Genomic DNA, 17,413 nt, shown 5'->3' with positions numbered 1-17,413 from the left:
CTGAAGCCACAGCCTTCGGGCTGTGGTTTTTTTATTGTAGTAGACTTTTAAAATCTGGCTTTTGCCAATCTCCCGCTATTCGAGTCATCGAAACAAATTTAGTCTATGCCAAATTTTAAAATTACCCCTGCTCTACAAGCACCACTGATCTTGCTTATTGCAATGATCAGTATGCAAAGCAGTGGTTCGTTCGCTAAGTACCTGTTTGGTCAGTTTCCCGTCCTGACCGTCTCGGCCATGCGTTTACTGCTCGGTGCATTAATCTTGGCGATCATCTTTAAAATTTGGCAAATCAATTTTAAACAAGTCAAATGGTCTGCAATTATCAGCTATGGCTGTGCGCTTGCAGGCATGAATATGCTGTTTTACTTGTCCATTGATCGCCTACCTCTCGGCATTGCCGTGTCTTTTGAATTTATTGGTCCGCTCAGTGTCGCACTATTTGCTGCACGCCGAAAATTTGACTTTATTTGGGTCGGACTGGCTATTTTAGGCCTTATCCTACTTTTTCCTTTTGACCAAGCTGCACAACGACTTGATCCCTTGGGCATTGCCCTCGCCCTTGGCGCAGGTGCGTGTTGGGCACTCTATATCGTGGCTGGTCAAAAACCGTCAGGGGTCTCAGGCAATCATACCGTTTGCTTAGGCATGTTCGTCGGCATGTGTGTTTTGATGCCCATCGCACTCTTTGCAGGTATGCCGGCACAGGCGTTTGAGCCAAGTAGTCTGCTGTATTTTATTGCACTTTCGACCCTAGCCAGTGCTTTACCTTTTACTCTAGAAATGATTGCGCTACGTAACATGACTGCGCTGAGTTTCGGTACACTCATGAGTTTGGAACCCGCTGTTGCCGCTCTCTCGGGTTTTATCTTTTTGCATGAACAATTGTTATGGACACAATGGTTGGCCCTTGCTGTCATCATCTGTGCATCGATTGGGTGTACTTATACCACGCAAAAGGCCAAACGAATTTAAATTCAAAATCCATCATGATTTGGTCAAATGTTAAAATTCACTCAATTGTTAGCATTAACCGCTATACTGTACTGACTCAAAAATAGGGCTCAACACCGCCCAACAACTGTGTGCCGCATGCCAAATTCACAACTTCTCGCTGTTGTTTTCATGGTGCTCTCCATGATTTCCTATCAGATCAGTGCATCATTCGCCAAACAATTATTTTTGGTGCTTGATCCACTCAGTGTGACCATTTTACGACTCTGTTTTGCTTCAATTATTATCTGCTTAATGTTTCGTTCATGGCACATTTTAAAACGGCTGTCTTTTTTAAAATGGTGGGATCTGCTCTGCTATAGCGCGGCACTCTGTTTGATGAATGTGTTGTTCTATATGTCACTGGGTAAATTGCCACAAGGCATTGCCGTGGGTTTAGAGTTTATCGGCCCTTTGGGTTTGGCATTGTTATCCATTAAAAACAGCAGTGATTATATTTGGGTCTTTTTAGCAATCTTAGGCATTACCTTGATGGTGCCTTGGGGACAAGCTCATGATGGTAATTTCTCAATACTTGGGGCAGCCTATGCCTTAGCAGCGGGACTCTGTTGGGCATTCTATATTTATTTCGGGCAAAAAGTCGTACACCAAAATATTGGTATGCATGCGCTAACGATTGCCATCACACTGTCCGCACTGACCTTGCTCCCGATTGGACTATATAACAATGCACCCGCCCTACTCGATACCCAATATTGGCCGAAAGCCTTATTAATTGCGATTTTAGCCACGGCCATACCTTATGCACTGGATTTAAAAGCGTTAAAAATCCTCAGTAAACTTAGTTATGGGACTTTATCGAGTTTGTCGCCTGCATTAGCTGCCATTACAGGTATGGTTCTGCTTGGCGAAAATATTGGGACGTGGCAATGGGTGGCCTTAGTCTGCATTATGTTGGCGTCCGTCGGGGTGACTTTACGTTCCTCTCGCAATACTCCGAGCAGCGTATCAGACTAAATTTTTATATTTATAGTTGAAACAAAAAGACGGCCTCTGCCGTCTTTTTTTTTGATTTTGCATTCGTCTTCAGGCTTCACTTGCGTTTAGCCCGTCAAACTGTCTTTATCTGCTTTCTTGTATTTCTTATATTCCGCCAAATATTGTTTGGCTAAACTTTCCTTTTGTTTTTCATCTAAGATTTTACCCGCTTGCTGAAAAAAGCCATGTTCTTCTTCCTGCAAATGATGATGTACCGTTTCAGATAACTTTTTCGCAATTGCCAACCAACCTGGATTACTAAATTCAGTTTCCGTCAGTTGCTCTAATAATTCATCCATCTCATGATGTTCCGCCAATGCATGACGGGTGATGTTTAGGCCTGAATCAGTCATCATTAACGGGATGTAAAAATAACGATCTTCGCCAACAGCATGAGCAAATAACTCATTTTTGAGCAGCTCAAATAAATCTCGACGCTCAGGTGTATCCCCTGATGTTTGAATGAGTTTTTCAGCAAGTTCTCGTTGCTTTTCATGACTTTGGCGTAAAGCTTCAAATATATTCATTGTAGTGATGACCTCTGATGCTTAGCTAATTGTGTATTATGCAATTTAATTATTATCCACAACTCAAACGAGTCGCTTATTTTCATACTAATCATTTCAGCGACAGAATTCAGCAACGCTCTGTTAAGATTTGTTTTAAGCTTGTCCCGTAAAGGTTTGATAACCCAACCGTATAATCAAAATACTCACCAAAATCAAAAATAGAATTCGAATAAAGCCACTACCGTATTTAATTGCCGCACGCACACCAACGATCGAGCCTAAAATATTTGCTACAGCCATCATTAAGCCTATCGCAAATAACACATGGCCAGTGGGCGCAAAAAAACTCAGTGCAGCTAGATTTGTGGTTAAGTTGGCGACTTTTGACAAAGCAGAGGCATGTAAAAAGTCTGCTTGTAGATAACGAATAAAAAAGAAAATAAAGAAACTGCCAGTGCCAGGTCCAAAGATGCCATCATAAAAGCCAATCACCAGACTACCAATAGCGGCAAAACCGAGGATTTTAGGAGTCAGTTCTTGGCGTACATGCACCTGACCAAATTGTTTTTTGGCAAAGGTATAAATCGCAATCACGATCAACATGACCAAAACGAAAGGACGTAAGACTTCTTTAGGAATCATTGATACACAGGCTGCTCCCACAAAGGAGGCAACAAATGCACAGCTTGCAATGACCGCAAGTAATTTCCAACGGAGTTTGACTTGGCGTAAAAAAGAATAGGACGCCGAAGCCGTACCAAAGATAGAAGACAACTTATTGGTGCCAAACACCGTCGCAGGAGATAAGTGCGGCATGGCATTCATAATGGCAGGAATTTGAATCAGTCCGCCACCGCCAACAGCTGCATCAATTGCACCAGCAAAAAATGCAAAAAATAGCAGGCTTAAGATGATTTCAATTTCCATAATTTGGCTTCAGTGGCTGTTAATGACTATTCAAGATTTAATACACGTTTTGGTACTAAGCGCTTACGATCGGTAATTTCCGCTAGACCTAAGCAACGCTCACCTTCAAATACCAAAACCTGCGCTTCCGCAGCATGCTCAATATTACTTTCCATTCCACGACTAAAATATTCAGCTCGACCTTCCGGCGCTTGCACTTTGCAGAAATGATCGACAGGTGAATACACCGGCAGCAATAATGCTTCACGCTCAGCTTCGGTCAGACTCTCTAAATATTCAATGGTAAAGCTTGGGTTAAGATCAAAATGACCCGTTTGAATACGGTGTAGATAGGTTAAATGTCCAAAAGTACCCAATGCTTTGGCAATATCTTCGCCTAAAACACGAATATATGTGCCTTTGGAACAGGTGATGTCGAGTGTAATACTATTCTCATTAAATGATAATAACTCGATGGCATAAATCGAAATTGGACGTGCTTCACGCTCTATTTCTATGCCTTTACGCGCCAACTCGTACAGCGGGCGACCTTCTTTTTTCAGCGCAGAATACATCGGTGGAATTTGTTGAATATCCCCTACAAATTGCGCCAAGACATTTTGAATAATTTCTTCAGTCAATGTTGGAACAACTTGCTCTAATAGTATTTCACCTTCCACATCACCCGTCGTGGTACTGTGTCCTAAAAAGACGGTGGTTTTATAACGTTTAGTCGAATCCAATAAAAAATGCGAAAACTTTGTTGCTTCACCTAAGCAAATTGGTAATAAACCTGAGGCTAATGGATCTAGCGCACCTGTATGTCCTGCTTTTTGTGCTCGATACAACCAACGCACTTTTTGTAATGCAGCATTCGAGCTAATGCCCAAAGGCTTATTTAATAAAAATACACCATGTACAGGACGACGCTGAATCTTAGGAGAAGCTTTTTTCATGACTAAAATAGGGCAAAAAGAGAACTGCGCCATGGTATCAATCCATGCTAAGCGTTTACAACTTTTCTATGTTTTTATCTGCATTTTATGTCATATTGAGTTCGCATTTAGAACTCTAGAACAATTAAAAACGGAATAAAGGTGCATTGGGATATGCAAAAAAATAAACTTTGGCTCATTATAGCCTTGGTCGTTATCGCAGTTGCTGCATTCATATATTGGCTTGCGCCAAAAGCATCACAAAATGATCCTTCAGATCAATCGATTCAACAACAAAATACGCCTTTAGCTCAGGGCGAAACCGCTACGGCTCAAGCAACAAGCGGTTCTTCGCTGCTCAGTCCAAGTCAACAAGACACGGAAGTTAACTGTCAAATCAGTATGGATGGTTCAAACCGTTTGATCGTGAATGAACAAACACGGAATTGCTTTGAATATTTCATTACTCAGTATGGTGAAAAGTCGATAGATCAAATTAAAAAGGATTTTAAAGCCTACATTGCACAAGGTCATAAAGAACCTGCGCTGTCCCAAATTTATGATTTGTGGGATCGTTATATGAAATATCGTGAACAGTTAGGTCATTTACAGCCACCAAGCGACGACAAAGAATCACCACAATACTATCGCTCGATCTACAGCAGCACCCAGAATTTAAGAAAACAGTTCTTTTCTGATTATGAAATTGAAGGTTTATTTGGCAAGGAAAATACTTATCACGAATACACGCTGAAACGGATGGAAGTAGTAAATGACAAAAAACTATCTGAATCAGAAAAAGCCAAAAAACTAAAAGCCCTGTTTGATGAACTCCCAGAAGATTGGAAAGAAAATCTGGAACAAATCAATAAACTTGAAGATTTACGCAAGCTCACAGCAGACATTAAAGCCCGTGGTGGTTCAAGCGAAGAAATCCATCAAATGCGGTTAAATTTAGTGGGTCCAGAAGCTACTCAGCGCCTTGAAAATCTAGACAGCCAGCGCAGCTCTTGGAAATCTAGCGTAAATCAATACCTCACAGAGCGTGACAGCATTGTGAAAAGCAATATGAGTGACAGTGCTAAACAACAAGCAGTGCAGCAACTCCGTAATCAACATTTTAAATCGAAGGAAGATCAGCTCCGCGTCAGTACCTTTGAATCTGTACATGATCAAGGTGGAAAATTACCTTTCGCAGAATAACTGCAAACAACAATTTAAAAACAACTTCAATTTCAGGATGAAATGATGAAAAAACCACAAGCTCTTTTATGCGCAATCATCGCTGCATCAGCAGTGATCGCCAGCACACAATCCCAAGCGGCGGCAGGACTCCAACATGTCACCACCAACAGCTCGGCAAACTATGCCAAGACCAAATATCCGATTGTGTTTACCCATGGTATGTTCGGGTTTACTCGCATTGGTTTTGACAGCTTTGGCATGGATTATTTTTATCAAATTTTGCCAGATTTAGCTCGTAATGGGGCCAATACCTTTGCTGCCCAAGTTTCACCGCTAGAGTCGACAGAAGTCCGTGGTGAGCAATTACTCTCTCAAGTCGAAGAAGTCCTTGCTCTGACCGGCCAACCCAAAGTGAATCTCATTGGTCATTCACATGGTGGACCGACAACTCGCTATATTGCAGCGATCAAACCTGAATATGTAGCTTCGGTGACTGGGGTTGCAGGCACTTATCGTGGCTCTCTAGTCGCAGATAAAATCCAAGCGAATAAAACCATTAATTCAGTCTTTGGGGTCCTTGGCGATCAACTCTTAGCACCGATTATTACTTGGGCTGAAGGCAACTCGAGTCTACCTAACAGTGTTGATGCATCACTTACCGCGATCAGTGAAAAAGGTTCTGCTGAATTTAATGCAAAATTTCCAACCGCAGCACTGGCTGCGAACTGCAATCAGTCGGGTGCCAAAGTCGACAATGGCGTGTATTACTACTCATGGACAGGTACAGCGCAAACCACAAATGTATTAGATGTACTAGATACAGTGATTAGTCAGCTTGCCCCTTTGGCCTATGGAAATCGTGACAATGACGGTTTGGTTGGACGCTGTAGCACCCACATCGGACAAGTAATCCGTGATGACTACAATCACAACCACTTAGATGAAGTGAATATGATCTTTGGCCTACGCAGCCTATTTTCACCTGACCCAGTTGCGCTCTACCGCCAACATGCCAATCGTTTAAAATTACAGGGACTTTAACTCAAAAGTTAGTTCCCTTTCAGCACTGAACAGGACGTCTTTGGACGTCCTTTTTTTGTTTACAATTTTTTTTATTTGTACGCATTAAACAATTTAATTCAATAAGTTCTTAAATGAAAACAACTAAAATAAATAGCAAAAATAAAAGACGAATGTATATAAATATACTTGTCACCTCAACGCCGTCCATGTCCTAAAATGACATGGAATTTCAAACCGAGCATGAAAAAATGACAAGGCATCTTTGTCTATTCAAACTCTCTAAAATCAAAGATATGGCCTGGCCAATCACAAAGATGTTGCTTAAAAACAGAGAGTATTTTCATTATTAAAAAGTAATAAAAACAACATCAGATCAAGGAACATTTATGCGATCTTTAGTAAACACGGCCAAGATGGCCTCTGTAGCTGCAGTTGCAGGCTTAGCGATGAGTATATCGGCAAGCACTCAAGCTGCGCCTAGCGCCCTCCAGGTGAAGGAAACGGCAAAATCTGACTACGCAAAAACCAAATATCCAATTTTAATGGTGCATGGTTGGCTCGGTTGGTCACGTATCGGCACTGACACCATCGGACTAGATTATTGGTACCAAATCTTGCCAGATATGGCACGAAATGGCTCAACCGTATTCGCAGCGCAATTATCTCCTGCAAATACCACAGCACATCGTGGTGAGCAGTTAATTGCACAAGTTGAAGATGTTTTGGCTATTACAGGGAAGCCAAAACTTAACTTAATCGGTCACTCTCATGGTGGTCCAACTGTATTGTATGTTGCTCAAACAAAACCACAGTACATTGCGTCTATTACAGGTGTTGCAGGTACCTATCACGGCTCTAAAGTAGCGGATGATATTCAAGGCAACTCACTTTCTCGTACTGCCTTCAATATTTTAGGTGATTATATTGTCGGCCCACTGATTGCTTTAGGTCAGGCAAAACCTGAGCTTGAAATTGATTTCGATGCTTCTATGAGATCATTATCACAAACAGGTTCTGCTGCATTTAACAGTACGGTTGCAAAATCTGCTGTAGCTGACGGTGTTTTGGCATCTTCAGAAAATTGCAGCAAAAACTTAAAGCAAGTTGACAGCAAAGGCATTCAATACTATTCATGGACCGGTGTTGCGCAAACTACAAATCTACTTGATATCGACACGATCCTGATGCAACTCGGGCCATTGTCTTATGGCAATAAAGACAATGACGGTATGGTTGCACGTTGTAGTGCTTATATCGGTAAAGTCATTAATGACAGCTACAAACTTAACCATACCGATTTAGCCAATATGATGTTTGGCTTAACAGGGCTATTTGCACAAGATCCTGTGGCGCTGTACCGTCAACATGCAAACCGTTTAAAACTGCAAGGACTTTAATTCTTATCGTTGAAATTTAAATGCAATAAGGGGGCTTCGGCCCTCTTATTTGCTTTTATCAATCTGAAAATTCGTGATCTTTTATTTTGTTACATTTAGCGTCACAGTTAATCTTTTTCAATTTGCAACAGGTGATCTTTATTGCTTTATTAGAAGTGACAATAAATATTGTCATAAAACAATAATACATTGAGGATCGCTCATGAAATACGGATCATTTTTAGCAGGTTTAATTGCAGCTACGTTCATCAGTAATGTATCTGCATCGCAAGCAACCCAAGTCACTGCCAAAGCTAGTTCCAGCTATGCAAAGACCAAATATCCAATCGTATTCAACCATGGTATGGGTGGTTTTATTACCGTTGGTACGGACTCATTTGGACTCGACTATTGGTATCAAATCCTTCCTGATCTTGCCCGAAATGGTGCAAATGTTTGGGCAACTCGCGTATCGCCTTTTAACTCTACCGAAGTGCGTGGCGAACAGCTTCTACAACAAGTTCTTGAAATCCAAGCACTCACAGGTGCGGATAAAGTGAATTTAATTGGACATAGTCATGGTGGACCAACGATTCGTTATGTTGCCGGTGTTCGCCCAGATGTCGTGGCTTCATTAACCAGTGTTGCAGGACCTCATCAAGGCTCCCCTGTTGCAGACTTAATTTTAAAAGCTGAAGGCACCGCTGTCGAAGCACCCTTGGTTGGAGCTGTGAATTTTGTCTCTAAAGCCATCGTTTGGGCGCAAGGTCTAGATCCAAAGACTTACCCTCATGATGCATTGGCAGGTGGTTCAAGTTTAACGCTAGCGGGTTCTGCAAAGTACAATGCCGCATTCCCTCTGGGCTTGCCTAAATCCAATTGTGCTGATGGCAATAGCGTTGAGAAAGGCATTTATAACTATTCATTTACAGGTGTGGGCCAAATCACCAATATTTTAGATTTAGACTCAGCCCTAAAAGTGACCGCATTACTGATCGATGGCGGAAAAGACAATGATGGCCTCGTATCACGCTGTAGTGCCAAGTTTGGTAAAACCATTCGTGATAACTACAACTGGAACCATTTAGATGAAGTCAACCAAGTGCTTGGTCTCAAAGCGTTGTTCGCACCAGATCCTGTCGATGTTTATCGTCAACATGCCAATCGTTTAAAACTTCAAGGTTTATAATTTAGTAAAGCTATACATTAAACCCTGTAAATTCAGGGTTTAATGATATTTTCATTAATCTATTTACAAAATATCTTTCATTCTGTCGATTAGTTCTCACATTTTGCTTTCCTTTTTTTATAATCCTTAATGACAATAAAAATTGTCAGATAGGCAATTTTGTCTATTTCCAAACTGAACTAAATCACAGTTTGAATACCAAAACAAAAAGAAAGGAATGAAAAATGAAAGGAAAATTGCTCTGCGCCACGCTCCTTGCAAGTATGGCAGTGACCCAAACGCATGCTGAATTGGGTATACAGCAAGCGACCACTAAAAAAGTCATCGACAATTATGCTGAAACCCAATACCCCCTAGTGTTTGTACACGGGATGTTTGGTTTTAACCGCTTAGGCGGTGCCGTTTTTGGTCTAGATTATTGGTATCAAGTTCTCCCCGATTTGGCAAGCCATAAGGCAACGGCCTTTGCTACTCAAATCTCCCCATTGGAATCCATTGAAGTTCGCGGTGAACAACTGTTAGACCAAGTTGAACAAGTGGTTGCAATTACAGGCAAACACAAAGTGAATTTAATTGGTCATTCACATGGGGGTCCTACGGCTCGATATATTGCTGGTGTACGACCTGATTTGGTTGCCTCTGTCAGTACAGTTGCAGGCACCAATGACGGTTCACCTGTGGCGGATTTAGTACAGAGTGTGCCGATTTTAAATGGCGTATTAGCGACAGTTATGGATGCCTTAATGACCCCGGTGATTAACTTCGCCCAGCAGTCGAATCTGCCTTCAAATTTTAAAGCTTCGATCTACAGTATGTCTCAACCAGGTGTGAAAGCTTTTAATGCAAAATTCCCGCTCGGTATGCCTACAACCAAATGTGCTGATGGCCCAAATGTAGCCAATGGCATTAGCTTCTATTCATGGACAGGTATATCTAACACCACCAACTTACTTGATCCAGATACGATCTTTACTGCAATGGGGCCAATAGCATTTAGCGGACAACCGAACGACGGCTTAGTGAGCCAATGCAGCAGTAAATTGGGTAAAACCATCCGTGATAATTATAAGTGGAACCATTTCGATGAAGTCAATCAAGTATTAGGCTTGAAAGGCTTATTTGCACCAGACCCTGTTTCAGTCTACCGTCAACATGCCAATCGTTTGAAACTTCAAGGGTTATAATTTTCTTTCTTGCATAAAAAAATGCGCCTAAAGGCGCATTTTTTTACAGCGTTGTAAAACAAATTATTTTGCTTTACGAGCTGGTAATTTTTCACGAATACGTGCAGCTTTACCAGACAATTCACGTAGGTAGTAAAGTTTAGCACGACGAACGTCACCACGACGTTTCACTTCGATACCAGCAACGATTGGTGAGTGAGTTTGGAATACACGCTCAACACCGAAACCACTAGAAATTTTACGTACTGTGAACGCAGAGTTCAAACCACGGTTTTTCTTAGCAATTACAACACCTTCAAATGCCTGAAGACGTTCACGCTCACCTTCTTTTACTTTTACTTGAACAACTACTGTGTCACCAGGAGCAAAAGCAGGGATGTCTTGTTTCAACTGTGCATTTTCAACAGCTTGTACTAAAGGATGTTTACCGCTCATGGGGTATCTCCGATTATGCGAGTTAGAAGAGGTCTAATCATCGCTGGGGCTAGAGGCTAAAGCGCATAGACCCGATTGACTTTCCCTTTATGCTTGACCGCTTCAATGCATAAAGAGCCTAATATAAGATTTAAAAAATTTAAACCTGAGAATCTTTTAGCCATTTCTTTTGCTGCTTGGTCAATTCAACTTTTTCAACCAACTCAGGTCGGCGTTCTAAAGTGCGTTGATATCGCTGCAAAAACCGCCATTTCTCAATATTGGCATGATGTCCCGATTTTAATACTTCAGGAACGTCTAAACCTTCAAAATGGTCTGGCTTGGTATATTGTGGGCAATCTAAAAGACCATCCACAAATGAGTCTTGCACATGTGATTGCTCATCAGACATTGCACCCGGAAGTCTCCGAATCACACTATCCAATAAAACCATCGCAGGGAGTTCACCACCAGATAAAACGTAATCGCCTATTGACCATTCCTGATCAACATATTGTTGGATCAAACGCTCATCAACTCCTTCATAACGACCACATAATACAATCAATCCATCATATTTGACGAAATCTTGTACCGCAGGTTCATTTAAGGTTTTTCCTTGCGGCGACATATACACCACAGGGACATGAACAGCACCCGCTTGCTTGGCAAGCTCTTTGGCACGATGAATTGCTTTCGCTAATGGCTCAGCCATCATCACCATACCTGGACCACCACCAAATGGACGTTCATCCACTCTTTTGTAGTTGCCCTCAGCAAATTCGCGTGGATTGATACAATGAACTTGCACAATGTCACGTTTTGCTGCGCGCCCGCTAATACCGTAGGCTGTAATCGCTTCAAACATTTCAGGAAAAAGCGTAATGACTGCAAAAAACATCGCAGACTCCTCTATTTTCCTGCTGCGTCAATCCTTAAAGGATTAATAATCTACGCCCCAATTTACGTAGATACGACCAGCTTCGAGATCAACACGCTGTACTACATCTTTATGCCATGGAATCATTCGCTCTTCGCTATCGACACTGTCAGCAGTAGCGCGAACTACCATCACGTCGTTAGCACCTGTTTCAAACAATTCGTGGATTTGACCGAGGTTGACTTCTTGTTCATCTTCTCCAAGACCTAACACTGTTAAGCCCTTCAAATCTGACCAGTAATACTCGTCCACGCCTGCTTGAGGCAGTTGCGATTTAGAAATCCAGATATTTGCGCCAACCAAGTTATCTGCTGCGGTACGATCACTCACACCTTTTAGCGAAACAACCAAGCCTTTGCCATGTGGTTTCCAACGTTTTACATCTACTGTTTGCCAACCTGCTTTGGTCTCAATGTACCAAGGGAGGTAGTCAAAAATATTGCTCATAGGTTCTGTATTGGAATAGACCCAGAGCCACCCATTTAATCCATATGCTGAACGTAGCTGTCCAATCTGAATACGATCTTCGGGAACATTCTGTGTTGGTGTCATGGGCAACCTACTACTAATTAAGCAGTAGCTGCAGCTTTCTTAGCTTCAGCAGCTAAAGAAGCAACACGTTCTGAAGGTTGAGCACCTTGTGAAACCCAGTGAGCAAAACGGTCAGCATCTAAACGAAGTTTTTCTGCTTTACCTTGAGCTGTAGGGTTGAAGAAACCGATACGTTCGATGAAACGACCGTCACGTGCATTACGGCTATCAGTCACAATGATTTGATAGAACGGACGTTTTTTAGCACCACCGCGTGCAAGACGAATAACAACCATGATAGAACCTTATAGTTTTTACGGATTATCCCTGTACCGACCATCGATACATTTCAAACCCCTTTCATAGAGGGCAATATTTTACGTGAAATTTGCCCTGAATGAAAGATCAAAAAGTGTTTATCCACAATTTTGAATTTGAGGTTATTTGCCGTCCCAGTTTGAGGTGGCAGATGGAGTACAAGCAGTACCAGAATTATCTGTACCAACAGTCCAACACCGCTCACCTTTATAATTTAGTGCAATATGCCCATCAAGGTGCTGAGTTGAAGTTGCAATTGGTGTAGCAACTAATAACCACCTTTCTGAACCTAAGGGTGAGGATGTATCAATAACTCCACTATCATCAAGCCATTGCAGTTCTAACATATACAAAGGATTGCCCTGAATCGGGTATGTAGTCTTAATACCAATATCAGTCATAGTTGCACCTGTTACCTTAAAATTAGCAATTTTAAAGCGCTGAATTTGTGCAGCAACTTGCAACATATTTGCTTGCATATCAGTACGTTTAGTTTTTTTCACATATTGAAGATATGAGGGATATGCAAATGCTGCAAGTATTCCAACTATCGCAACAACAATCATCAATTCAACAAGTGTAAAGCCATTTTTTCTTACCATGACTCTGCTCCGGAACAATCAAAACCTATTGTCTTCCCTTGCTTAAAACACTGTATACCGGTACTCGTTACTACATAACTATTATTTTTTTCATCGGTTGATGTAGCCATAATTGCCCAACTTTGCCCGGTAGAAGATGAATTACTTAAAGTATTTGCTGTATTCGCTCCATCTCTAACACTAATATTATATTTAATATCAGTGCCCGTCGCACCATTAGGTACAACCAACAAATTGGATGAAGCAGTAAAATTTAAATAATTAAAATTACGCGTTTTATGCTTCTCCAAATCAACAGCGATTTGTTTCATCGTTTGTTGTGCTTGCGATGCTAAAGATTTTCTTGCATAAGCTTGATAACTAGGAATAGCAATAGCTGCAAGTATTGCAATGATGACAACTACAACCATCAACTCAATTAAAGTAAAACCTTTTTGAGCAAATAAAGTATTTTTGTTATACATACCGCCCACCTATTGTAACTTGGCATACCAACGCTGAGGAATTAAACAAATCTTACTCGCTTCACCGGTATTACCACCCAGACCATTATAAATAGTTCGAGTCCCAGTACTTAAACAATAATTGTTTTCACTACCGCCAGTTCCACCACCATTTCCACCACCATTTCCACCGCCAGTTCCACTACCAGACCCGTCATCAACACTGACCACTGTACCTGTATGAATACCTACACCAATTTCATCTTTGCCATACCATTCAGTACCAAATTTTGTTTTATCACATTGACCATAAGGCAAACAAATTCGTGACAAGTAACTTTGACCTTTTACACCAGCACCACAATCGCCCGAAATACCCGGACGCGAACCATCAAAAGTTGTTACGTAAAGTACGTAATTCATTGCGATAGGAGTTCCAAATACTTTTTCACTTTGAGCTTTATAATTTGAACATGGTGCAGTTCCTGAGCAATTTTTATACTCATAATACCATCCTTTAGAGGTGGCATATGGGGCCTTAAGAGTTGTGTCATCTTTTCTATCTGTATCAGTGATAACAGCTAAATCACCTTTTATTATATCTTTGGTGCTATAAGTAGATAATGACATTAAATTTTTATTAGCTACATCTTTATCATAAATATTATAAACCGCCTCATAATCTGCTGTACCAGTAGTGTAATCTTGTAATGGCTTACTTCGATTCCCTGAACCAATGCTAATTAAAGCAAATACCGCCCCTTGGTCACTATATAAAGAAAATGCTGGCATATCATAAAAACGAGGACTCATACCACCGGTTTTATTAAGGTTTAATAATCTAACAGGATTATTAACAATCGTACCTAAGGTTGATGCTTTATTATTAAAGTCTACGCGGAATACTTGCCCACCTAAATCTCCAAAATAAATATTATCAATAAGATCATCTCCATCACGATCTACAGTTCGTATTTCACTGACAACACTATGGTACATGTTTGAAACTTTAGTTGCTAAAGGTACTGTTGTACTAGTTGTAGCACTCGCACCCGACCACCATAATAAATCTCCATTTTGTGCATCAAACATATAAACACCCGCACCTTTTGCAGGCGTTGATTCAGAAGGGGCAAATTTTTCACATTCATATCCAACGGTCTTGGCTACCGTATCTGTACCAGTATTACATGCTGTTGTCCCAGTTTTTGCATCATAACCACCACCAACAAACATTACTTGCTTACGAGTCGTTTTTCCTGCTGAATCCTTCCAATTGATCCAACCAATTGCTGGTTTAGACCAACTTTGCCCCATATGTTGAAGTTGGGTGAACGACTTAGACGTGTTATTGTAAAAAACTTTTTGATTTTCTGGGTCTATATGGAACTTCAGCTTAGGATCGCTCATATTTTGCAGATCTAACGCGTAGTAACTTTTTCCGCCCATGCGTAGTCCACCATATACCATCTGTCGGCCTTTTTGCGTTCCCTTTCCTGAACCAACGGTTAAGTAACCATTATCATCTACCACATATTCGGTATAAGCGGTCCAAGGCCCATCTATACCATAATAAAGATTATTAACACCGCCATTTGTAGAATCATATTTTAGAAAAGCATTTTTTTGCTTTTCAATCATTTCATTTGGCACAAATGTAAATACTTCATCACCACCAGCATCAGAAATTCCAGATCCATTTTTATCACCAATTACAATATCGCCATTTTCTAAACGTTGTTTTCCAGCTTTAACGACATGTAAAACACCTTGTGTAGTACCAAATAAAATGTAATCTTCACGCCCCTCAGAACTGAGTCGCTTGACATCTTTATCGTATGCAATTTTACCCTTATTCGTAATTAATAAAGGAGATGAGTGCATTACTGCACCGATTTGGCGTAACTCTTTATTTAAAGTTGTTGATGTTGGGTTGTTTAAATCATTTACGTTATAGCCAAGCAAAGCCATAAGATAACTATTATTTGCATTATCGGCTTTATAGACACTATTTGTTAGATCAGCCCGAGTGACCTGTCTAAGTTTAGTCCCACCACTCCAAACACCTGAATTTACATCTCGATTTGTTAATACTTTACGTTGCTCTTTTGTGTTATCACTCGCACTAAACCCTAATTTTAGTTGAGAAAACACCCCTCCACGCAATGCAAACTTAGTACTACCTTCTGTAAACTCATCACCTTCTTTATTTGCATCAACAACTGATGCTGCCCACAGGTCATAATTATCTTTAATCGCACCATCATCATCTAAAATAGTATTTTTATTTTTATCTTTTAATACACCGTTGATAACAGCATATTTTTTTAAATTACCCGCCCAAAGTTGAAAGCTTTTCTCTGGGGTTGGTTGAAATTGAGGATAATATGCAAAATCTTGAATAACTGATGGATTTAAAGCGTCTTGCGGAACAGAAGGTGAACCTGTGGTTACTGACGGGATAGTAACCCCCAAATCACCTAAAAATGAATTTACGCTGTCAACAATATCATTTGAGCTATTACCAGAATACCACCCGCCTTCAGCTTTAACACCCCAACTTGCAGCCTCCTTCTGATTAGGAGTAGCAGTAGAGTTTGCAATATTATCTAAATTTTCTTTTTGAGTAAGCTTGCGATTAAATGAGGGAATAACATTAAAATCACCACCAAATCCCACTACTGCTGTTTTAATAATTAATCCTGTTGGATTACTTGCTCCTCCTAATAAAGCCTGAGAAAACTTATGAGTACAATCCCATCCTGCTGTACTATTAGTACATGAAAAAGCTTTACCATCCAAAGATTTATTCATTAGTCCATATGCTGAACCGCTCGCATTTGGATCCCCATCAGTTAATACATATACACCCTGCCCACTACATTGTTTTCCAACTCCACCAGAAGCAACTAATTGTTGCTGAGCATTTGCTATACTTTTTGGTTTAACGTAATTATTTCCACTTGTCGCACCATTACTTGCGTAATCAAATCCACTATATGTTTGCCCTATAGTAGACGTTCCCATTAAAGCTGCTGCTGCTTCTGCGTAAGCATGCGCTGTAGGAGTACCATTATTAGCTCCTAATTTTGCAATTTCATTAAGCAATATCTGTCGCTGAGTTACGCCATTAACAGTCTCACCCAACGCTCTTGCAGGGATTCGAACTTGCCCACGATAACCATCTGCATCAATGGGCTCACCAGAACTATTGGTCTTTGTAACACGTGAATATGTAGTTAAACCAATGACTTTAGAATCATCTAACTTGTTTATCCCTTTTAAGCTATTACCATTTAAAAGATCAAACATCCCATCTTTTACACGTGTTATACGATCATAAAATTTTTTATTTGATTCAGTTGTATACCAATAAGTACCATCATTGGACATATTTAAAGGAACATCAGGCACTTTTGAACCGGATATTAAATTTAAACAACTTTTTTGAAATACGGAACCATCAATGCCACAACCATAAACCTCATAAATTGGATTTTTAGATGTTCCAACATTTACACGTTTATAATGATAAATTTTTGCATTTTTAACAGTACAATAATAACGTTTATAAACAGGAGTTCCATTAGTTGAATTAATACTATTGCTACTTTCAACAGTATTATTTCCAACATCACAAGAGCTTGCATTTCCAACTTGCTGAGGGTATCCCATACTGCCTGAAGTATCTATTAAAAACATTAAAGATATGTCACCAGCTTTAGCTTCCTGATAAATATCAATATCACTAGCCTGAGCAATACTTGTCGCAACTAAACTGGTATAAATTGCTGCGATACTGGTCGCAAGAATTTTCTGACGATAGGATTTTTTTATCGCATTCTGTTCAATCTTTTTCATCTTTT

17 protein-coding genes are annotated in these 17,413 nt (G+C 40.4%); 7 read left to right on the top strand and 10 right to left on the bottom strand.

All coding sequences use genetic code 11. From position 1 onward, the window contains the following. Positions 1-105 precede the first annotated feature (105 nt). Both FTU29_RS08695 and FTU29_RS08690 read left to right on the top strand, forming a co-directional pair. Entirely contained in the window at positions 106-975 is an 870-nt protein-coding gene (locus FTU29_RS08695; RefSeq protein WP_180121402.1) for a DMT family transporter, read from the top strand. Between the two features lie 117 nt (positions 976-1,092). Continuing rightward, on the top strand, positions 1,093-1,971 hold the full coding sequence (locus FTU29_RS08690) for a DMT family transporter (protein ID WP_180121400.1): 879 nt from the start codon (positions 1,093-1,095) through the stop codon (positions 1,969-1,971). 86 nt (positions 1,972-2,057) lie between these two features. Here the strand turns inward: FTU29_RS08690 and FTU29_RS08685 are convergent, their stop codons facing one another. From FTU29_RS08685 to truB, 3 genes are all read right to left on the bottom strand, one after another. Further along, positions 2,058-2,519: a hemerythrin domain-containing protein gene (locus FTU29_RS08685; protein WP_078192502.1), complete on the bottom strand. Its 462-nt coding sequence runs from the start codon at positions 2,517-2,519 to the stop codon at positions 2,058-2,060. A gap of 135 nt (positions 2,520-2,654) precedes the next feature. Continuing rightward, a complete protein-coding gene (locus tag FTU29_RS08680; RefSeq protein ID WP_180121399.1) occupies positions 2,655-3,428 on the bottom strand; it encodes a TSUP family transporter in 774 nt (257 codons plus the stop codon). Between the two features lie 26 nt (positions 3,429-3,454). Further along, positions 3,455-4,363, bottom strand: a complete 909-nt coding sequence (gene truB / locus FTU29_RS08675; RefSeq protein WP_180121496.1) for a tRNA pseudouridine(55) synthase TruB — start codon at positions 4,361-4,363, stop codon at positions 3,455-3,457. Positions 4,364-4,516: 153 nt separating this feature from the next. On the opposite strand from truB, the gene FTU29_RS08670 reads away from it, so the two are divergent. The 5 genes from FTU29_RS08670 to FTU29_RS08650 all read left to right on the top strand — a co-directional run bounded on the left by FTU29_RS08670 (position 4,517) and on the right by FTU29_RS08650 (position 10,299). Beyond that, on the top strand, positions 4,517-5,545 hold the full coding sequence (locus tag FTU29_RS08670; protein ID WP_180004766.1) for a lipase secretion chaperone: 1,029 nt from the start codon (positions 4,517-4,519) through the stop codon (positions 5,543-5,545). A 42-nt stretch (positions 5,546-5,587) separates the two neighbouring features. Continuing rightward, entirely contained in the window at positions 5,588-6,568 is a 981-nt protein-coding gene (locus FTU29_RS08665; RefSeq protein ID WP_373423596.1) for a lipase family alpha/beta hydrolase, read from the top strand. 368 nt (positions 6,569-6,936) lie between these two features. Next, on the top strand, positions 6,937-7,947 hold the full coding sequence (locus FTU29_RS08660; protein ID WP_180121397.1) for a triacylglycerol lipase: 1,011 nt from the start codon (positions 6,937-6,939) through the stop codon (positions 7,945-7,947). Between the two features lie 202 nt (positions 7,948-8,149). After that, positions 8,150-9,115, top strand: a complete 966-nt coding sequence (locus tag FTU29_RS08655; RefSeq protein WP_078192507.1) for a triacylglycerol lipase — start codon at positions 8,150-8,152, stop codon at positions 9,113-9,115. Between the two features lie 224 nt (positions 9,116-9,339). Beyond that, the gene (locus FTU29_RS08650; protein ID WP_111884168.1) at positions 9,340-10,299 is read left to right on the top strand and encodes a triacylglycerol lipase; all 960 of its coding nucleotides are present in this window, start codon (positions 9,340-9,342) and stop codon (positions 10,297-10,299) included. Between the two features lie 63 nt (positions 10,300-10,362). Here FTU29_RS08650 and rplS read toward each other — a convergent pair whose 3' ends face one another. From rplS to FTU29_RS08615, 7 genes are all read right to left on the bottom strand, one after another. Further along, positions 10,363-10,734, bottom strand: a complete 372-nt coding sequence (gene rplS, locus FTU29_RS08645) for a 50S ribosomal protein L19 (protein ID WP_078189351.1) — start codon at positions 10,732-10,734, stop codon at positions 10,363-10,365. Positions 10,735-10,873: 139 nt separating this feature from the next. Then, positions 10,874-11,614 (bottom strand): tRNA (guanosine(37)-N1)-methyltransferase TrmD, encoded by a 741-nt coding sequence (gene trmD, locus FTU29_RS08640; protein ID WP_180024307.1) that lies wholly within the window; start codon positions 11,612-11,614, stop codon positions 10,874-10,876. 42 nt (positions 11,615-11,656) lie between these two features. Further along, a complete protein-coding gene (rimM, locus tag FTU29_RS08635; protein WP_078189353.1) occupies positions 11,657-12,205 on the bottom strand; it encodes a ribosome maturation factor RimM in 549 nt (182 codons plus the stop codon). A gap of 17 nt (positions 12,206-12,222) precedes the next feature. After that, positions 12,223-12,480 carry a 30S ribosomal protein S16 gene (gene rpsP, locus FTU29_RS08630; protein WP_078189354.1) on the bottom strand — a complete coding sequence of 86 codons (258 nt, stop codon included), beginning with the start codon at positions 12,478-12,480 and terminating at the stop codon, positions 12,223-12,225. Between the two features lie 144 nt (positions 12,481-12,624). Further along, the gene (locus FTU29_RS08625; protein ID WP_180024306.1) at positions 12,625-13,104 is read right to left on the bottom strand and encodes a type IV pilin protein; all 480 of its coding nucleotides are present in this window, start codon (positions 13,102-13,104) and stop codon (positions 12,625-12,627) included. Continuing rightward, positions 13,098-13,568, bottom strand: a complete 471-nt coding sequence (locus FTU29_RS08620) for a type IV pilin protein (RefSeq protein ID WP_180024305.1) — start codon at positions 13,566-13,568, stop codon at positions 13,098-13,100. Before FTU29_RS08620 ends, FTU29_RS08625 begins: the two co-directional genes overlap by 7 nt. Before the next feature lie 9 nt (positions 13,569-13,577). After that, entirely contained in the window at positions 13,578-17,408 is a 3,831-nt protein-coding gene (locus FTU29_RS08615; protein ID WP_180121395.1) for a hypothetical protein, read from the bottom strand. Positions 17,409-17,413 lie beyond the last annotated feature (5 nt).

Origin of the sequence: Acinetobacter sp. YH12086 (assembly GCF_013419345.1) — a bacterium.
GTDB lineage: Bacteria > Pseudomonadota > Gammaproteobacteria > Pseudomonadales > Moraxellaceae > Acinetobacter > Acinetobacter amyesii.
This window is presented reverse-complemented; position numbering and strand designations above follow the sequence as displayed.